General features: G+C 58.2%; 15 protein-coding genes. 9 read left to right on the top strand and 6 right to left on the bottom strand.

The genetic code is table 11. The features are described 5' to 3' along the window. The first annotated feature begins 10 nt into the window (after positions 1–10). Positions 11–787 carry an NAD(P)H-dependent oxidoreductase gene (locus tag H281_RS0107760; protein WP_020066523.1) on the top strand — a complete coding sequence of 259 codons (777 nt, stop codon included), beginning with the start codon at positions 11–13 and terminating at the stop codon, positions 785–787. 185 nt (positions 788–972) lie between these two features. Beyond that, positions 973–1,815: an alpha/beta hydrolase gene (locus tag H281_RS0107755; protein ID WP_020066522.1), complete on the top strand. Its 843-nt coding sequence runs from the start codon at positions 973–975 to the stop codon at positions 1,813–1,815. Between the two features lie 73 nt (positions 1,816–1,888). On the opposite strand, the gene H281_RS0107750 is transcribed toward H281_RS0107755, so the two are convergent. Continuing rightward, positions 1,889–3,181: an aspartate carbamoyltransferase gene (locus tag H281_RS0107750; protein WP_020066521.1), complete on the bottom strand. Its 1,293-nt coding sequence runs from the start codon at positions 3,179–3,181 to the stop codon at positions 1,889–1,891. Between the two features lie 411 nt (positions 3,182–3,592). On the opposite strand from H281_RS0107750, the gene H281_RS0107745 reads away from it, so the two are divergent. Next, positions 3,593–4,003 (top strand): RidA family protein, encoded by a 411-nt coding sequence (locus H281_RS0107745; RefSeq protein ID WP_241077845.1) that lies wholly within the window; start codon positions 3,593–3,595, stop codon positions 4,001–4,003. 473 nt (positions 4,004–4,476) lie between these two features. On the opposite strand, the gene H281_RS0107740 is transcribed toward H281_RS0107745, so the two are convergent. The 4 genes from H281_RS0107740 to H281_RS0107725 form a co-directional block, all read right to left on the bottom strand. Continuing rightward, positions 4,477–5,862, bottom strand: coding sequence for a DUF1214 domain-containing protein (locus H281_RS0107740; protein ID WP_206362260.1), 1,386 nt, complete (start codon positions 5,860–5,862; stop codon positions 4,477–4,479). Between the two features lie 92 nt (positions 5,863–5,954). Next, positions 5,955–6,995 (bottom strand): DUF1254 domain-containing protein, encoded by a 1,041-nt coding sequence (locus H281_RS0107735; RefSeq protein ID WP_123282646.1) that lies wholly within the window; start codon positions 6,993–6,995, stop codon positions 5,955–5,957. A gap of 50 nt (positions 6,996–7,045) precedes the next feature. Beyond that, on the bottom strand, positions 7,046–7,810 hold the full coding sequence (locus H281_RS0107730) for a bestrophin-like domain (protein ID WP_027804389.1): 765 nt from the start codon (positions 7,808–7,810) through the stop codon (positions 7,046–7,048). Positions 7,811–7,948: 138 nt separating this feature from the next. Next, a complete protein-coding gene (locus H281_RS0107725) occupies positions 7,949–8,761 on the bottom strand; it encodes a transporter family protein (protein WP_027804388.1) in 813 nt (270 codons plus the stop codon). Positions 8,762–9,326: 565 nt separating this feature from the next. On the opposite strand from H281_RS0107725, the gene H281_RS0107715 reads away from it, so the two are divergent. The 3 genes from H281_RS0107715 (at position 9,327) to H281_RS0107705 (ending at position 11,227) form a co-directional block, all read left to right on the top strand. Further along, positions 9,327–10,103, top strand: a complete 777-nt coding sequence (locus H281_RS0107715) for a DUF2092 domain-containing protein (RefSeq protein ID WP_027804387.1) — start codon at positions 9,327–9,329, stop codon at positions 10,101–10,103. Positions 10,104–10,106: 3 nt separating this feature from the next. Further along, the gene (locus H281_RS0107710) at positions 10,107–10,607 is read left to right on the top strand and encodes a hypothetical protein (RefSeq protein ID WP_020066514.1); all 501 of its coding nucleotides are present in this window, start codon (positions 10,107–10,109) and stop codon (positions 10,605–10,607) included. A gap of 107 nt (positions 10,608–10,714) precedes the next feature. Continuing rightward, positions 10,715–11,227: a hypothetical protein gene (locus H281_RS0107705; RefSeq protein ID WP_020066513.1), complete on the top strand. Its 513-nt coding sequence runs from the start codon at positions 10,715–10,717 to the stop codon at positions 11,225–11,227. A gap of 55 nt (positions 11,228–11,282) precedes the next feature. Here H281_RS0107705 and H281_RS0107700 read toward each other — a convergent pair whose 3' ends face one another. After that, complete coding sequence (locus H281_RS0107700; protein WP_027804386.1) at positions 11,283–12,275, bottom strand: AraC family transcriptional regulator; 993 nt, start codon at positions 12,273–12,275, stop codon at positions 11,283–11,285. Between H281_RS0107700 and H281_RS35905 the strand changes: the two genes are divergently transcribed. From H281_RS35905 to H281_RS0107685, 3 genes are all read left to right on the top strand, one after another. Beyond that, entirely contained in the window at positions 12,275–12,688 is a 414-nt protein-coding gene (locus tag H281_RS35905) for an H-NS histone family protein (RefSeq protein ID WP_338117946.1), read from the top strand. The genes H281_RS0107700 and H281_RS35905 overlap by 1 nt on opposite strands. Continuing rightward, entirely contained in the window at positions 12,685–14,163 is a 1,479-nt protein-coding gene (locus H281_RS0107690) for a DUF1254 domain-containing protein (RefSeq protein WP_020066510.1), read from the top strand. Before H281_RS35905 ends, H281_RS0107690 begins: the two co-directional genes overlap by 4 nt. Before the next feature lie 123 nt (positions 14,164–14,286). Then, positions 14,287–15,720, top strand: a complete 1,434-nt coding sequence (locus H281_RS0107685) for a DUF1254 domain-containing protein (protein ID WP_241077844.1) — start codon at positions 14,287–14,289, stop codon at positions 15,718–15,720. The last annotated feature ends 354 nt before the right edge of the window (positions 15,721–16,074 follow it).

The following is a 16,074-nucleotide window of genomic DNA, read 5'->3' as shown; positions in this document are numbered from 1 at the left end:
GCAAGCGCAAATGAACGTTCTCATTGTTTATGCTCATCCAGAGCCACGGTCGCTCAATGGATCGCTGAAGGAGTTTTCCGTCAAGCGCCTGCGCGACGCGGGGCACGCTGTTCAGGTTTCCGATCTGTATGCGATGAACTGGAAGGCGGCGCTGGATGCAGGCGATAGCGTCGCTCACACAACCGGCGATCGCTTCGATCCTTCACGCGCGTCGAAATATGCGTTCGAAAACGGACTGCAAAGCGCGGACATCGCAGCGGAGCAGGCAAAGCTCAAATGGGCAGACGCGGTGATTCTGCAATTTCCGCTGTGGTGGTTTTCAATGCCCGCGATCATGAAGGGCTGGGTAGAGCGGGTCTACGCATACGGCTTGGCATACGGCGTGGGCGAGCACTCGGACGCGCGCTGGGGCGACCGCTACGGCGAGGGAAACGTCGCCGGGAAACGCGCGATGCTCGTAGTCACGACGGGCGGATGGGAATCGCACTATAGTCCGCGCGGCATCAACGGTCCGATCGACGACCTGTTGTTCCCGATCCAGCACGGCATACTGTATTACCCCGGCTTCGATGTACTGCCGCCGTTCGTGGTGCATCGCACGAGCCGCATCGACGAACAGAAATATGTCGAAGTGCGCAACGCGCTCGGCGAGCGCCTCGACAATCTCTGGAACACGGCGCCGATACCCTTCCGCGCGCAGAACGGCGGCGATTATCGGATTCCCGAGCTTACGTTGAAGGACGACATTGCACCCGGTCGCGAGGGCTTCGGTGTTCACGTCAAATAGTTGCATTGCGCACGCATGCTCGAAAGCATGCGCTGCGCATCGCGTGATACCAATCTTAGGGTTTACTGAAATTTGGCTGTAAGTCGCCGTTGCTAGAGTCGTCGCTGGATATTGCCGCCCCGTATGGCTTGCGTCGTTGGTATGCCCGCTGGGTTCCCGGACACATAGAAAGGGAGAGCGACAACATGAGTAAGGCGCGTCTTTGCTGGCTGATCGTAATGATGCTTGTCGCCGCTCCGGCATGGGCCTTTCAGTCCCGTGTCGTGACGATTCCGAGCGCGGCCATGCACAAGTCGCTGGAAGCGACAGTCGTACTGCCCGACAGCTATGCGCGCGGCAACGCGGCTGACCGCTTTCCGGTCGTCTATCTGTTGCACGGCTCGGGCGGCGACTACACCGACTGGACCGCCAATTCGCCCATCGGCAAACTCGCCGACCGTTACCACGTGATACTCGTGATGCCCGATGGCGGCCGCGAAAGCTGGTATATCGACAGTCCGGTCGACTCGCGCAGCCGTTACACGACCTACGTCGGAACCGAGGTCGTGGCGTACATCGACATGCATTTCCGCACCATTGCAACGAAAGAAGGGCGCGCGATCACCGGCTTGAGCATGGGCGGGTTCGGCGCGCTTCACATTGCGCTGGATCGGCCAGACGAGTTCGGGGCGGCGGGAAGCATGAGCGGCGCGGTGGATCCGCGCGGTTGCGAAGATGAACCGGGCATCGACCAGGTGTTCGGCGATCCTGCGAGGCATGCGGACTTCTGGAACGACGAGCCTATCGTCGAGCATGCGCGCAGCTTTGCGAGCGCGCATATTGCGCTGATGATCGACTGCGGAATGAACGATTCACTCGTGCAGTCGAACCGGATGCTGCATGCGCGGCTCATCGAACTGGGCGTGCCGCATCATTATGCGGAGCGGCCGGGCGGCCACACGTGGAAGTACTGGGCCAACGCGGTGCAGTATCAGGTGCAGTTCTTTGCAACTACCTTCAGGCGCAACGGTGGTAGCGCGATAGCCTGACGCTCATGCTTCGTGCCGCGTGTTTGCTCTGATTCGATTTTGATTCGGTGGCCGAACTAATCTTTTCGTTGCGTCAGTCGATGCCGTGAAACACTGCATCATCGGGGCCGAGGTATGCGGGCGGACGCCATGCAGCGTCGCGCATGGAGTGCTGCACCAGTTTTTCGACGCCGAGCAGCACCGCGAAGATCGCCATCCGCACTGGAATGCCGTTATCGGTTTGCCGGAAAATGGCGAGTCGCGAGTCGTGATTGAGGTCGACGCTCAGATCGTTCGCGCCCGGCCGGCTGTCGCGCGGAAGCGGGTGCATGATGAGCGTATCGCTGCCGCACACGCTGTCTACCAAGGCCTGATTGATCTGGAAGTCGGGCGTGTAGCCTTCGAACGATTCGTCGGTAAAGCGCTCTTTCTGAATGCGCGTGGCGTACACGACGTCGGCGCCGCGCAGTCCGGTTGGCAGATCGTGAGTCTGCTCGATCACATGCCCGTTACGCGAAATCTGCTCGATGATATAGCCCGGCATTTCCAGCATGGGCGGCGAAATCAGCGTGAACTTGATGCCGCGATATAGAGCCAGCAGTTTGACCAGCGAATGCACGGTGCGCCCGTATTTGAGGTCGCCGACGAGCGCGATATGCGCCCCGTCGACGATCTTGCCGAGCCGCGAGAACTCGCGCTGAATGGTGTAGAGGTCGAGCAGCGCCTGGCTCGGATGTTCGCCGGGGCCGTCGCCACCATTGATCACAGGCACATTGGTCGCGCGCGCAAATTCGGCCACCGAACCTTGCTCGGGATGACGGATCACGAGTGCGTCGACGTAGCCGCTCATCACGCGGCTCGTGTCGTAGATCGACTCGCCCTTGGCCATGGAAGAGAACGTGAAGCCGGTGGTGTCGCACACCGAACCGCCGAGCCGGCAGAATGCCGCGCCGAAACTCACGCGAGTCCGCGTACTTGCCTCGAAGAACAGATTGCCGAGTACCGCGCCTTCGAGCACCCGCGAGATTTTGCGGCGCCGTGCGATGGGCTGCATGATGTCCGCGACGCGAAACAACGCCTCCACCGAGTCGCGCGAGAACTGGTCGACCGACAGCAACTGTGGCTTGCCTTCCCACAGCATCTGGCTCGCGAGCGACTGCGAATCTACGCTTTGCGTATATCTATCGCCCGGCTCGCCATGCACGACGATTTCCGACACGAAGCGCTCGACGATCTCCGGCATGGCCCGCGATTCCTGGGAGTCGTCGGGCAACAACCACGTATCCAGCGCCCGGCGGGACACACCGATGCGGCCCGCGAAGGTCTCGCGAGTCATGTTCAGGCGGCGCATGGCGTCGCGGAGAAAGGCTTGTTGCGGGACGCTCATGAAGGCACCTGTCGGAAAATGGCTGCGCCGGATATACGCGGTGCGTATATTAGTTCGCTTGTTGTAGAAGTCAAGCCATTTTGTCGGTGAGCGGGATTGGTTGGACTAGCGCGCGGTTTGTTGGCCAGGAAGGGGCGGATTTGCGTGGACTATCTGGAATCGGCAGCGACAACTGGCAACACCAGCCGCTGTGGCGTGAGCGTTGGGTGGGCGGCTGGCGGTTGACGACCCACTTCAGTCAGCCAACTTTCTGCGAAGCGGTCAGTCAGCCACGCTCAGGTTTTGCGGAGTGGAGCGTCAGTAAGCGGCCGTTAGCGACCTGACCAAACCGGCCACACACGGTCATAATCTGGGCTGCGGTGAATGACCGCTTCGATCCTGTAACGGGTAACACACATGACGGTCCGTGAATTGATCATCCCGCCGACGATGCAACGTATCGTAGAGCGCGCCGGTTATGTACCGGCCGTGAAGGCTGGTTCCATAGTTTTCTGCGCCGGGCAGGTCGGGCGTACCGTTGACCTCGAAGTCATCGCCGAGCCCGAGGCGCAATTCCTCGCGTGCTGGGAAAATTTGCGCGTGGTTCTGGAAGCGGCTGGATGCACTTTTGAAGATGTTGTCGACATGACGACCTACCACGTGCAGATGAGCACGCATATGCCCATCTTTCGCGAGGTGAAGAACCGGGTTTTTCCACGCGGCACATGCGCTTGGACTTCGATAGGCGTGACCGAACTCGCGCATCCTGGCTTGCTGGTCGAGATCAAGTGCGTGGCAGTGAAGCGAGATGCCGCCGCAACGGAAGAGTCTGCTAACAGCTGAATATCAGTCGCTGGTGCAAAGCCGGCGGACGCCGGCAACGGGTCGGTTTGCGTCATCTCGCTCTTCATTTTCATGGCCGGAAAGCGGGCAGTGGAATTTCGCGGCCCCGGGAGCGGACAGTCGTCAGCGCGTACTTCCGACCCGTTGCTGCCGATCGACTCGACGCGACATATAGGCGGCTTTGAAAATACAGCGGACAGTCGATCACTCGCATCGCAACGGCGCCCGGCCTCCGCCGACTTTCAGGTCTCTTTTGTTAAACGTCAGCATCTGTGGATTGCTGACCCTTGGTGGCGTCGCGTAGTAGGACCGCAACTGCCTGTATCAGCGAACTCATATTCACGACCTAAATGCGACACTCAGGGGCGTGATATTGATTCTCGCGAAAACAGCGGCCGGCCCGCGCAGCGAAGCCGGAGAGGCTATCAGGCTCCCCAATAGCCACCTGCGCTAGTGCCTTCTGGCTGAAAGCATCAATCGAGCTGCTTGATTGGCGGTGGGAACCAGTTCCCGTCCAGCACGTCCTGCTTCGGACGATACATGCGGAAGTTCAGCGAAATGCCCTTGCCGGGCGGCGTTGGGAGCCAGTTGCTCGCCGGGACGTGCGGGGGCAGTTTCGGCGCCAGCCAGATGCTGGTGGAACCGTCGGTGTTAGGTTTGAGCTTCGACTGGTTGTTGATGTTGTACCGCTTGCCCGGATTTGGTACCACGCGGTAGTCAGGCAAACTGTACATGGTGACCGACCAGAAAGCGTTGACATGTCCGTCAGGCTTGTCACCCCTCGGGAAGCGGATCTCGTAGGTTCTGTCGCCGTTCAGCAGCTGTCCGGTATCGCTGGTCTGGCCGACGAAATAAAGTGCTTCGTCGGAACTATTCGCCCAAAGGCCGCCATAGTCGATGATGTCCCGCGCCATTACATCGTTGCCAAATTTCCCGGTCACATAGGCCACTGACCAGCCTCCCTTCTGGCTGCCGAAGCCCTTCAGGCCAGCCTGAAAGCCTGGCACGGCCTGCTTCCTGACTACGGACTCCACCCGGTCACGGGCCGGCTGGCCTGTCTTCACGTAGTCGGCGACCCTGTTGGCCGTGGCCTGGTGCCGAGGCGCGTCGGGCATTGGATCCGGATAGCTCTCGAGTACGGTCGCCAGGTTGTCGAACGCTGCGACCCCGATCGGATCCTTCTGACTGAATTCCGGTATGGTCAAGGGCGGGTCAATCTGGATGCCGTCCGGGATATCCAGCGTGAACTGCTTCTGCAATCTGGCGGCCTCGTTCGGCGTGCCTTTGAGTTCCACTCGGGCCAGCAGCTTCGCTTTCGCCGCTGGCAACTCGACTCTCACCGCGTCAGGCGGAATGGATGGATTGGTGCCACGTATGACCAGTGCGAACTTGCCATACGGGTGCTCAGGGAAGGTTCGTTCGTTGATGTTCGTGATGACCTCGCCCCAACCGTCCAGCAACTGTGCCGTGTAATAGCGTTTCGAGACGTCGGGAACGTTAAGGATCACCGCATGGTCCCTGTCGACGGCGATCCATGCTTCCAGATAAGCGACATCAAGGTTGGGATTCACAAACTGCGCTGAACCGAGCGGGTTGTATTTGATCCTGTTGTATCCCACTTTCTCGACGTTGATGTCATGGTTCTCCTGCCTTAGGACCAGGTAGCGCGCGTACAGATACGACCAGGCGTCCACGATCTCCTGATCCGTCGGCGCGGCTACAGCGAGAGCTGCCATATTGGTGGCGTTCGCAGTAGCCGGGTGGTCAGTGGTCGAACACGCTGCCATTGCAATCGCGGAAGCGAGCGCGCAAAGCACGGTCCGAGGAAGAGCGGTGGAATGCGAGAGTGAATTAGACATGACGGCTTTTCATTCCCCGGGATCGTTGGTTTGAACTCAGATGCCGCGAATGCCCCGTCAGCGACGCCTGGTGGCTGACGCGACAACGCGGATCAACTCAGCTTGGGAAGCTTGTACTTTCCGTTGACTACGGAAGCGCCAGGCATATAGATGCGCATGCAGGTCCAGAACGGTGCGGTGGGAATGATCAGTTCGTTCGCATGACCGCCCTTGCCGAATTCGCTCTCAGGGACGAAGTAAATGTCGAAGGTCTTGCCGTCGGGATTGAGTTTGATCTCGGTGTTGCTGATGGTGGACCCTTTGTCCGTTTTCAGATACTGGTCATCGCCGTAGACGGTAACGGAATAGAAACCAAGTTTGGGATCGACCAGTTCCGGTACCTGGTAGGTCGCCTTGTACGTTTTTCCCATCGTTACCACGTGCTTGGCCGTCAGATACACGGCGTCGTTGTCGGGTAGCAGACCCGTCGCGATTGAAACCCCGCGGTTGCGGGCGTCAAGCGAGACCGGGTGCGCCTCGGTCCCCATCGTGTCGCGTATCCCTTCTTTCTGCGCTTCTGCGACGTAATGGCTTCGGACCTTCTCAAAGTCTTTCATATTCCAGTTGGTGACCTTGAACGGTTTCGGCTGGTATCCATTGAGGTACTCGATTTTCAGTTCATCCTGGTATTGGTTGACCTTCCTGACGTCCTCTGGATCTTTGTCATTGATCTGCATCCGCACATTCGCATAGAAAAAATCAGTCGTTTTGCTGGCGGGAATCACGTATCTGCCAGGACCGTAGAACACCTTGTAGGTGACGTGGTCATGATTCACGATGTGCAATGACATGTAACGCCCGTCATTGGGCGGCAAGGTGATCGCCACGTCGCCGCCGCCGTCGAGAACAGCGAAAGAATAAACAGTATCGCGATTCATCAGCGGGGCCGGCTGCTCCGACAGCGCCATGGTCTTCCTATGGTGATGCCATGCGTTGTTGGCACCCTGATCGACCTCTTTCTGCATCGCGAGATCCGTCATCGCGCGCGCAAAATTTTTATCTGTTACGTGCGTCTGCGCTTGCTGCGCCATTGCCTCGCCCGTTGCAAGTGCAAAGATCAGGCCAAATGTACGCAGGTAGTACCTTGCTCTCATGCTCGTCCCCTTGAGATGTAAATCGATGTATGGGCCTCGACAACGGACGCTCACCTTTCCAGCGAATGGATGAGACGCATCAAATCCAGAGGCTGAACGCGGATGATGCCGCCGCGTGGGCTGTCGATATCGGCAATCAGCGCCAGCGACAGTGATACTGTGACTGGAAGGATCGTGATGAGCACGCCGCGCCGCAGCTTGCCTTTTGCGCCGTAGCCTTGCACCACGCATGCAAAAATCGCGATCAGAAACATCAGGATCCACGCGCCGACCGGGATGTGATTGATGCGCGCGGCCTGCGCGTAGTCCTGCGAATTGAGTACGTCGTTCATGCCGGTTGCAACGACAGCGGAAACCGGTGTTGGTTTGTCGATTGCAGCAGCGCTTGCCAGTCGCCACAGTTCTGCCTGCAGCGCTGCTGTTTCGTGCCCGATACGGGCGCGCTCGTCATGATCGCGCGTTTGATAATCAGCCAGGCGGAGGTGCGCGTAGCGTACCAGTGCCGCCTTCATTGGATCGCCGAATTTCCGGTCCACCAGATCAGCCCGCGCGTACTGCGTTCCGATCGCATTGGCTTCTTCTTCCTCCAGACTTTTTCTCTGGTCGTATCGGTTGACGGCCATAGACAAGCTGAAACCAATGAGGAGAGCCAGCAGTGTCAACGTCGACGTCTGGATCAGATTGAAATCGTCACGTTCAGCATCCGTTAGCGTCACAATCCGTTTCAACGTGAACGCGCCGAACGCCACCGCGCCGATGAAGAGCACGAGAAGCACGACAAACATGACTGCAGGGTGGTCAACGAATGTCGCCATGGCATGGTCCTTCGGGACGTTGAGCGGAAAATACCGGAGAGCTCGTGGCATTCGCCACAGTTCGCGCCTTTTCGATTCGGGCGCCCAGAGCCCACACGCCTTCACGTTCCCTTGAGAACCCGGTATCGGTGCGTGAACTCACTTCGGGAAGAGCAAGGTGACGATCAGACGCGCCCCCCAGCCGTGAGGACCTGAATTCGGGCTGGCGGCCCAATACCGGACGCCACCGCCGACACTCACTGGCTGCTTGCCGAATTTCAGCAGCTTACTGACGGTCGCATTGATCGGCGTCGACCACTGATGACGGTTCCAGTCGTATGTCGACTCCGTGTTCAGGCCGAACGTCCATGCAGTCGAGGTCGTGTAATTGAGGAAAGGCTGCAGAAACGTCGAACTCACGCCGGGCCGGTTTGCATTGCCAGCGAACGACCAGATATGGTTCACCAATGCGCCGTATGTCCAGCCATTTGCCTGCCACAACAATACTGCGGTCGGCCCCGCCCCCCATTTCTCGGCCCCGAGCAGGCGATCCGTATCCGTTGGCAGCAGAAAAACCGGCCCGACACCCCAGATCAGTCCGCTCGCCGTCGGCTTTTGCGGTGAGAAGAAAAAGCTTTGAACGACATCTCCCAGTCCCGTTTGCGAGCCTGAGCCGGGCGTGATATCGGCCTGCGAAATTACAGGCACGATGGTCCGCGAGATCAGATTCCACTGGTCGTTCAGGTGAAAAGGAATAACCGGCTGGAAATTGAGAAGATACTTATTGCCGTCACGGTTCGCACCGATATCGCCGTCGTAGTTGAACTGAAACGGGACACTGATCAAAGCGGCAACGGGGTTGCTCAGTTGCTTGGCAAGATCAGAATCGCTCTGAGCATGAACCGGTGCTGGAAGCAGCGCCATCGCTGCAATCCAGGCTAAGAATCTGGAAATTCTCAGCATGTCGATCATTCACAAGTCCTCGTCTCGAGTTAGGTCCTAGCCGTTGCTTCACTTCTACCGATTTCACGATCCGGCAAATAGTGATGCCACGTGGGACTACGCGTTTTCCTGATTCCGCTGCGAGTGCGTGCTCTCGGGGTTGCCGCTGCCGCGATGCTCACGCCTCTGGCTTGAAAACCCGTGTTCTTCCGGAAGAAGACTAGGCGATGATTGCGAAAAGTGATATCCAAAAAGCGAAAAGGCTCGCTAGATTAATAAGTGATCCTACGTTCAAGACTGCCATTTTTACGCGCCCCCTGTTGTCGGGTGGTCGCTTTTACTCATTCTTGATTGATGCCAAGACAACGCAGCTTTAACTCACGCAATCAAGCTCACTTCGCTTTTTGGATAACGCCAGCGCTTATTAACGTCTAGTCTTGTTGACGCAAACGCGCATACATACGGCACCCCCGTCGTGGTGACCTTTCGCACATCTCGTCAGAGCGTGACTTCGCGGACGGAAGGCGACTGGCCAGGATAGAAGCGCGCCGCGCAACTGTTACCGAAGAACCTCTGAGCCTTCAGGGAGGGCGCGATGAAGGGAACAATTCTGGCTCAGGCATTACTGGCAGGAGCGATGGCCGTTGCGCCGATACATGCACAGGAAGCTTCCGCAGCATCGGCAACAAGCGAGACAAAAGCCGTGGACCCTGGGGCGGTCAACGCGCTTCGCGACATGGGTGCGCACCTGCAGGCGCTGAAACGCTTTAGCGTTTCGACCGAGCTGACTGGAGAGCGTGTACTGGAAGACGGACAGAAGCTTCAGCACACGGCAACCGCGATCCTTGATGTCGATCGCCCGAACCGGATCCGCGTCGTCATACACAGCGCTCGCAACGCGCGCGAGATCTTCTATGACGGCAGGACCGTCTGGCTGTACACCCCGGCGCTCAAGTATTACTCCAGCGTACCGTTCGACGGCAACCTTGCCAACCTGGTCGAAGATTTCCGTGCCCGTTTCGGGGTCGAGATTCCACTTGCAGATCTGTTTGTCTGGGGCACGCCGAATGCGCCGGCCGATCAGTTCGAATCCGCTATGTATGCGGGGCAGGATTATGTCGGCAAAGACGTATGCAATCACTACGCCTTCCGACAGCACGACGTCGACTGGCAAATCTGGATCACGGCAGACGGTAACTCCTTGCCGCGAAAGCTCGTCATTACACGGCGCGATGACGACGCTCGACCGCAGTCGACGTCGATGATCGACTGGGTGACCTCACCTACGTTCAGGAATTCAGCGTTTGCGTTCCGGCCGCCAACGGGTGCCAAACAGGTCGACCTGGTTCCAGCCAGCGCAAAGGAGGAGTGAATCGTGAACATTGCATACGGGGTGAACCGGGCGCTCCTACTCGCAACAACGCTATCGGCACTTCTTGCCACGACAGCACAGCGACCGGCCGAAGCCGCTGGGCGTGGCGGCGGCCATCACGTTCAACGCGGTGCGGGCGGCGCTGCACACGCACCACGTGGGGGCGCGCGGCTGAACAACGCACATGTCGATGCGCGTACGCGCAACGTGCGAAACACCAGCGTGAACACCGTGAATAGAAACGTGAATGTCAACCGTAACGTCAACGTGAATGCACATGGCGATTATCACGGCGGATGGGACAACGACTACCATCCGGTGGCAACGGCTGCGGCAGTGACTGCTGCCGTCGGCGTCACGTCAGCGATTGTGGGTTCGATAGTGAATTCGGTACCACCGGGTTGCGCTCCGGTGAACTATGGCGGCATGATCTATCAGCGTTGCGGAAGCACGTGGTACCAGCCTCAAGGCGCGCAATACGTTGTTGTGAATGCACCCTATTGACCCTTTGGGTCGCGGTTGTACGGCTGTATCAGTTACACATGCTCGTGACAGCGAGATGGCTCGCGCAGAAGATTCCGTAACAACGTGGCGAATCGGAGATACACATCATGAGCACGCTGATTCAAAAGCTCAAACATGAACTCATCAAGGCTCTGCCACCTACTATCTTCTTCTTCATTATTCTTCACATCGTCGCGTTGGTTCGAGCCCTGATGATTCGCGGCACAGGGATTTCCGTTCCTTCTTCGGCCTCGGTGCTTCTCGCTTCACTCATTCTCGGCAAATCCGTTCTCGTTGCCGATATGCTGCCATTCATTAACCGCTTTCCCGACAAGCCTCTGATCTGGAACGTCTCCTGGAAAACACTGATCTATGCGCTTGTCGCGCTGGCGGTCCATTATCTCGAACGCCTCTACGATTACTGGAAGGAAGCGGGTGGCCTGGCCGGGGCTAATCAGGCGCTCTGGACCGAGATAAACTGGCCGCGATTCTGGGCGGTCCAGATCCTGCTCGTAACGTTGATATTCAACTACTGCGTGATCGCGGAACTCGCCCGGGCTGTGGGCCGCGACAGGCTCAAACGCATATTTTTCGGCCCTCTCACCTTGCGTAATCAGTAAGTGCGAGCAAAGCGGAACGGGTGCCAACGCCTTCTGTGCTCCAACATCACAGCAATTATGTGGCGATATAAGCATGTTCGCAGGTGCGCCTCAACGTGCAACTTGGAAGTTCGCCGAACGCCTTACGGTACTGCTCGGAGAATCGCGACATGTGACGAAAACCCCAGCGCGACGCCACCTCGGCAACAGTACAGGTCGGCCCCGCCACCAGCAAATCGCGTAGCGCGCCGTTGAGTCGCACGTTCATGAACCACCGCCCGGGCGTCATGCCGACGCTGCGACGGAAAATCAGTTCCAGCGAACGCAGGCTGTAGCCGCTCCGCCGTGCGATCTCGGCGAGGGCAATGTCTGCTTCCTCACCCGAAACGATCAACCGTTCACAAGCGAGAATCAGATGATGGTGGCGTCGCTCAGCCAATGAACTGTCCGATTGCCCCATCGGCGTGGCATCGACCAATGCGTCGACATAGCCCGCCACCAGCGAGCGACTCATTTCCGATGCGAATTCAGGGGCCATGCCGCCCGCCGGTTCAAGCGACTTTGCGATTCCTAGTGCGTCGTTGGCAAGGCATGTGAGCATGGCACGCCCACCGGGGCGAAGCCGCACCGATATCGCGGCGAACTCCGGTAACTCCAATGGTCGCCCAGCACGTGCCAGCGCCGTTTCCTGGAGATGCTCTTCGGGAACCGTGAAGTTTACCCAGCGAGATGCGCCCAGCGCATGATAAAGGAGCTCCACACCGGCCGGATAGATCTGTACGTCCTCCTGACCGATGGCAACGGTGTTGTATCGGGTAACGTCGCTTCCTTCCGCCATAAAACCAATGCACATCGCATTGCGCGGCATGCTCCCCCGAGCAACTACCGGAAAGTCGTAGCATCCGGTTTCGAGCCTGACTTCACCCAACGTCAGGCGCTCGTGCCCCATGTTCGCGCGCTTTGAGGACAGTAGGCGGTGCTCAAAGCTTCCCCCATAGACAATGTCGAATGCCTGTGACGGTTCAAATCCGGAGTATGTGTGCTTCAGGAAGCTTGACTGGAACGACATTGCAAATTCTCCGCAAAGATTTCGCTTTTTGGATAGCGTCTGAACCGGCGCCCGCCTATTGTAAGTTGGTACACCAGCAACTGCAGGCCAAATGCATGGCGGAAAACTACCGGCAGATCAAAGCGCGCATCCGCGCCCTCGAAGCTGAGGCGGAACAGTTGCGCCGCCATGAACTTCGGCAGGTCCTCGCCGAGGTGCGTCAGAAGATCCGGGACTATGGCATCACGCCAGACCAGCTCTTTGGTCCGCATCTGTCGGATCTCGTGCGATATCGACATCCGGAGACTGGCGAGACATGGAATGGCATGGGCCGTCCGCCGAACTGGATCAGGGGCAAGGACCGCGCCCTTTTTGCGTCGACTGATCGACCTGTTCCGCCATCGACACCCGCGTCTCCAAAGAGGAAACAATGAAGACCAATATTTCGATCGATGCAACTCGAAAGGTGGTTCTCGGTTCGTTCATCGTGCTCGCCGCCAGCGCTTCCTTCGATGTGAACGCGCAGCAAACAATGCCGATTCCGACGAGTTCCCAGGTGAGCCCACCACCGGCGGGCATCGTCATGACGAAGGACTATGTCGCAACGGTGGCAAGGATGGCTTACCTCTGGGGATGGCCGCTTATCAATGAACGTCACCGCCGCGCGACCTTCAATAAGTCGCCCGAGCCTGGCTTGTTAGGCGGCGTGCTCCCGGTGGCGCCAACGGGCTATATCACGATGCTGACAGGTTATATCGCGCCAGAGGAGCGCTTCGTCACCTGTCCAAACCAGGACGTCGTGTACGGCTTTGGGTTTGCGGCCGTGGACAAGGATCCCGTCATTATCCAGGTTCCGGATTTCGGCAAACGGTTCTGGGTCTATGCGCTGTACGACGGACGTAACCACAGTTTCGGCGGCCTTGGCAAACAGTACGGAACGAAACCCGGCATCTACATGGTGGTCGGTCCAAACTGGAAGGGAACCGTTCCGAAAGGCATAACGAAAGTATTTCGCTCGCCTACTGATCTGATTGGGATGGGCCCGCGCATCTTCATGGACGATACCGACGAAGACCGCAAGGCGATCCAGCCTCTACTGAACCAGGTGATGATCTATCCGCTTAGCCGCTATATGGGAAAGGCACAGACCAAGGACTGGTCGAAGGTGCCGACGTTCCCCGCGCCAACAGATCAGGGCGCGGGCGAGACAAAGTGGGTCGACCCGGAGACGTTCTTCGATGAACTGCCTGACGTTCTCCGCGACGTACCGCCTTTGCCCGGCGAGGAAGCGTTATATGCGCAGATGAAGGCAGTGCTCGATGCGGCAGCGAAAGATCCTGCGATCAAGGAGCAACTGAAGCAGGTCGCCATCGACGCGGACAAAAACCTCGTTGGCCCCCTCTTTGAATTCCGCAACAATGGCATTCCAGTGGGTAATGGCTGGACGACAGCGCCAAATGGCGGTCGCTTTGGCTTTGACTATGTGACCCGTACCGCTGTGGCCCGCTCGAACATGTTCGTCAATCGCCCGGAAGAGACGCGTTACTTCTATCTGGACGTTGATAGCAAAGGGCAGCGTCTCACAGGTGCTAACCGCTACACCGTGACCTACACGAAGTTGCCACCGGTCAACGGCTTCTGGTCACTCACCGTATATAACGAACACCACCTCTTCGAACCCAACTCGCTCAACCGATATTCGCTGGGCACAAAGAACAAGAATCTCAAATACAACCCGGACGGTTCGCTGACGCTTTATGTGCAAGCCGAATCGCCCGGCGCTGACAAGGAAACGAACTGGATACCCGCGCCCAAGGGCGACTTCTCTCTATATCAGCGAACCTACTGGCCCAAACCCGAAGTAATCGAAGGCAGATGGACCCCCCCGGCTGCCGAAAAAACCAACTAGGCGTCTCACGGAGGAAATATGTTCCGGCAATGTGCATACCGTTCGATGGTAGTAGTTGCAGCCGGGCTGGTTGCATCGAGCCTTGTGGCTTACGCGGACGCGCAGACGAGCCGTTTCGATACATTGGCGAACAGCGCCTTCATCAAGGGACGACCGACCGCGGACACAGCGAAGAGCCTGAAAGATGAGCTCCTTTTTCAGCGGGCCACGCAGACGTATCTTTGGGCCATGCCATTGCTCAACACCATGGGGATGCGTGACGGCTTCGCGCAAGCGTATGGCACTGGGTACAACACAATGGCGATCTGGGCCAAACGTCTCGATGCAAAGACGCTCATTACTACGCCAAACTCGGACCTCATATACGGCATGGTGTTTGTCAACCTTGCCGATACGGGTCCGCTCGTATTCGAGGCACCGCCCAAGATGCAGGGGATTCTCCTTGACATGTGGCAGCGGCCGATTCCAGGGCCCACGGTCAATGGTGTCGCCTATGCCGGCGACGTTGGACTGCCTGGTCCGGACGGCGGAGCCGGCGGTAAATTCCTGATTCTCCCACCTGGCTACACCGGCGAAGTGCCGTCTGGATACTTCGTCTATCGCTCCGGCACCAACAACATCTTCATTTTCCTGCGGTCGTTTTATCAATCTCTTGACCGCATCGCGCCCGCGGTAGACCTGCTCAAGGAATCCGTCCTGTACCCTTTGGGTAAGAAGGACGGCGCGCAGAAAATGAGGTTTGTCGATGCATCGGGAGCACGACATGACATGCTGCCGCGAAGCAATTTCGCCGCGTTCCAGGATCTCAAGTATCTGGTCGATACGGAAGGCAGCAATCTCGCGGATCAGGACTGGATGGGCATGCTCGCAGGTCTGGGTATCGTCAAGGGCAAACCGTTCGAGCCGGATGCCCACGAGCAAAAGATTCTTGGCGACGCGGCCAGAACGGGCTATAGCACTAGCCGCGTGATCGGGTTACAGGCCGATAAGGACATTCGCGTGTACGACGACCGTCAGTGGGTGAACCCTGTCAACAACGTCACGGCACGCTGGCCAAATGCCGCCAACGATCTGGGCTTTACATCAAGCGGCGGCGGGTATCGCGATCTCGACGCGCGCGCGTGGTTCTTCACCAACTATTACTCGATCAGCCCCGGCATGGTGTCAATGACGCCAGGAAAAGGCGCTTTCTACATGATCGCATTCAACGATGCAGCGGGGCAGTCGCTAGCTGGTGACCACACCTATACGGTCACACTACCAGCCAACATACCTGCGAAACTCTTCTGGTCGGTAACGTTGTATGACGCGTCGAATGCGTCAGGACTCGACAATGGTCAACCGTTCCCGTCACTTGGAAAATTGAATCATCCGAAAGAGAACGCGGACGGAAGCACGACGTTGTATATCGGTCCCACGGCGCCGAAAGGTGCCGAAGGTAACTGGCTGGCCACCGCTCCGGACCGGGGTTTTTTTGCGATCCTGCGCCTTTATGCACCAGCGCAAGCTGCAATTGACGGAAGCTGGAAGCCGGGTGATATCGAGCGCGTGCAATGAGGTTAATGCTTCGAGAGGCCGCACCTGGTAGCAAATGTTCAGGAGCGTAAGTCACGGGACCGTTTCGGGTTTGCACGTTCCGGGACGCATTACGCGCGGCACTGGACAATGAGGCCAGGGGCAGCTGTGGCGGATGGAGCCGTCGTTCGAATGTCAGCCCGCGCGAGATGACGAACGATCGCTTTTGGCCGGATCGAGGCAGTGTCACCCGTGATTTGCTCGCCGTAAAACGGTCATTGAGCAAGGGCCAAGGACACCCCGGGCATGGAAACTGGGCGACGACCTTGAATGGCCGTTCATGACCGCACCCAGCCTTTCACCAACCGGCGCAACCCAAGCGCCCTCAATCTCCGG

The organism is Paraburkholderia caledonica (assembly GCF_000383275.1).
GTDB lineage: Bacteria > Pseudomonadota > Gammaproteobacteria > Burkholderiales > Burkholderiaceae > Paraburkholderia > Paraburkholderia caledonica.
The sequence above is the reverse complement of the archived record's forward strand: the minus strand, read 5'-3'. Positions and strand labels throughout refer to the sequence as shown.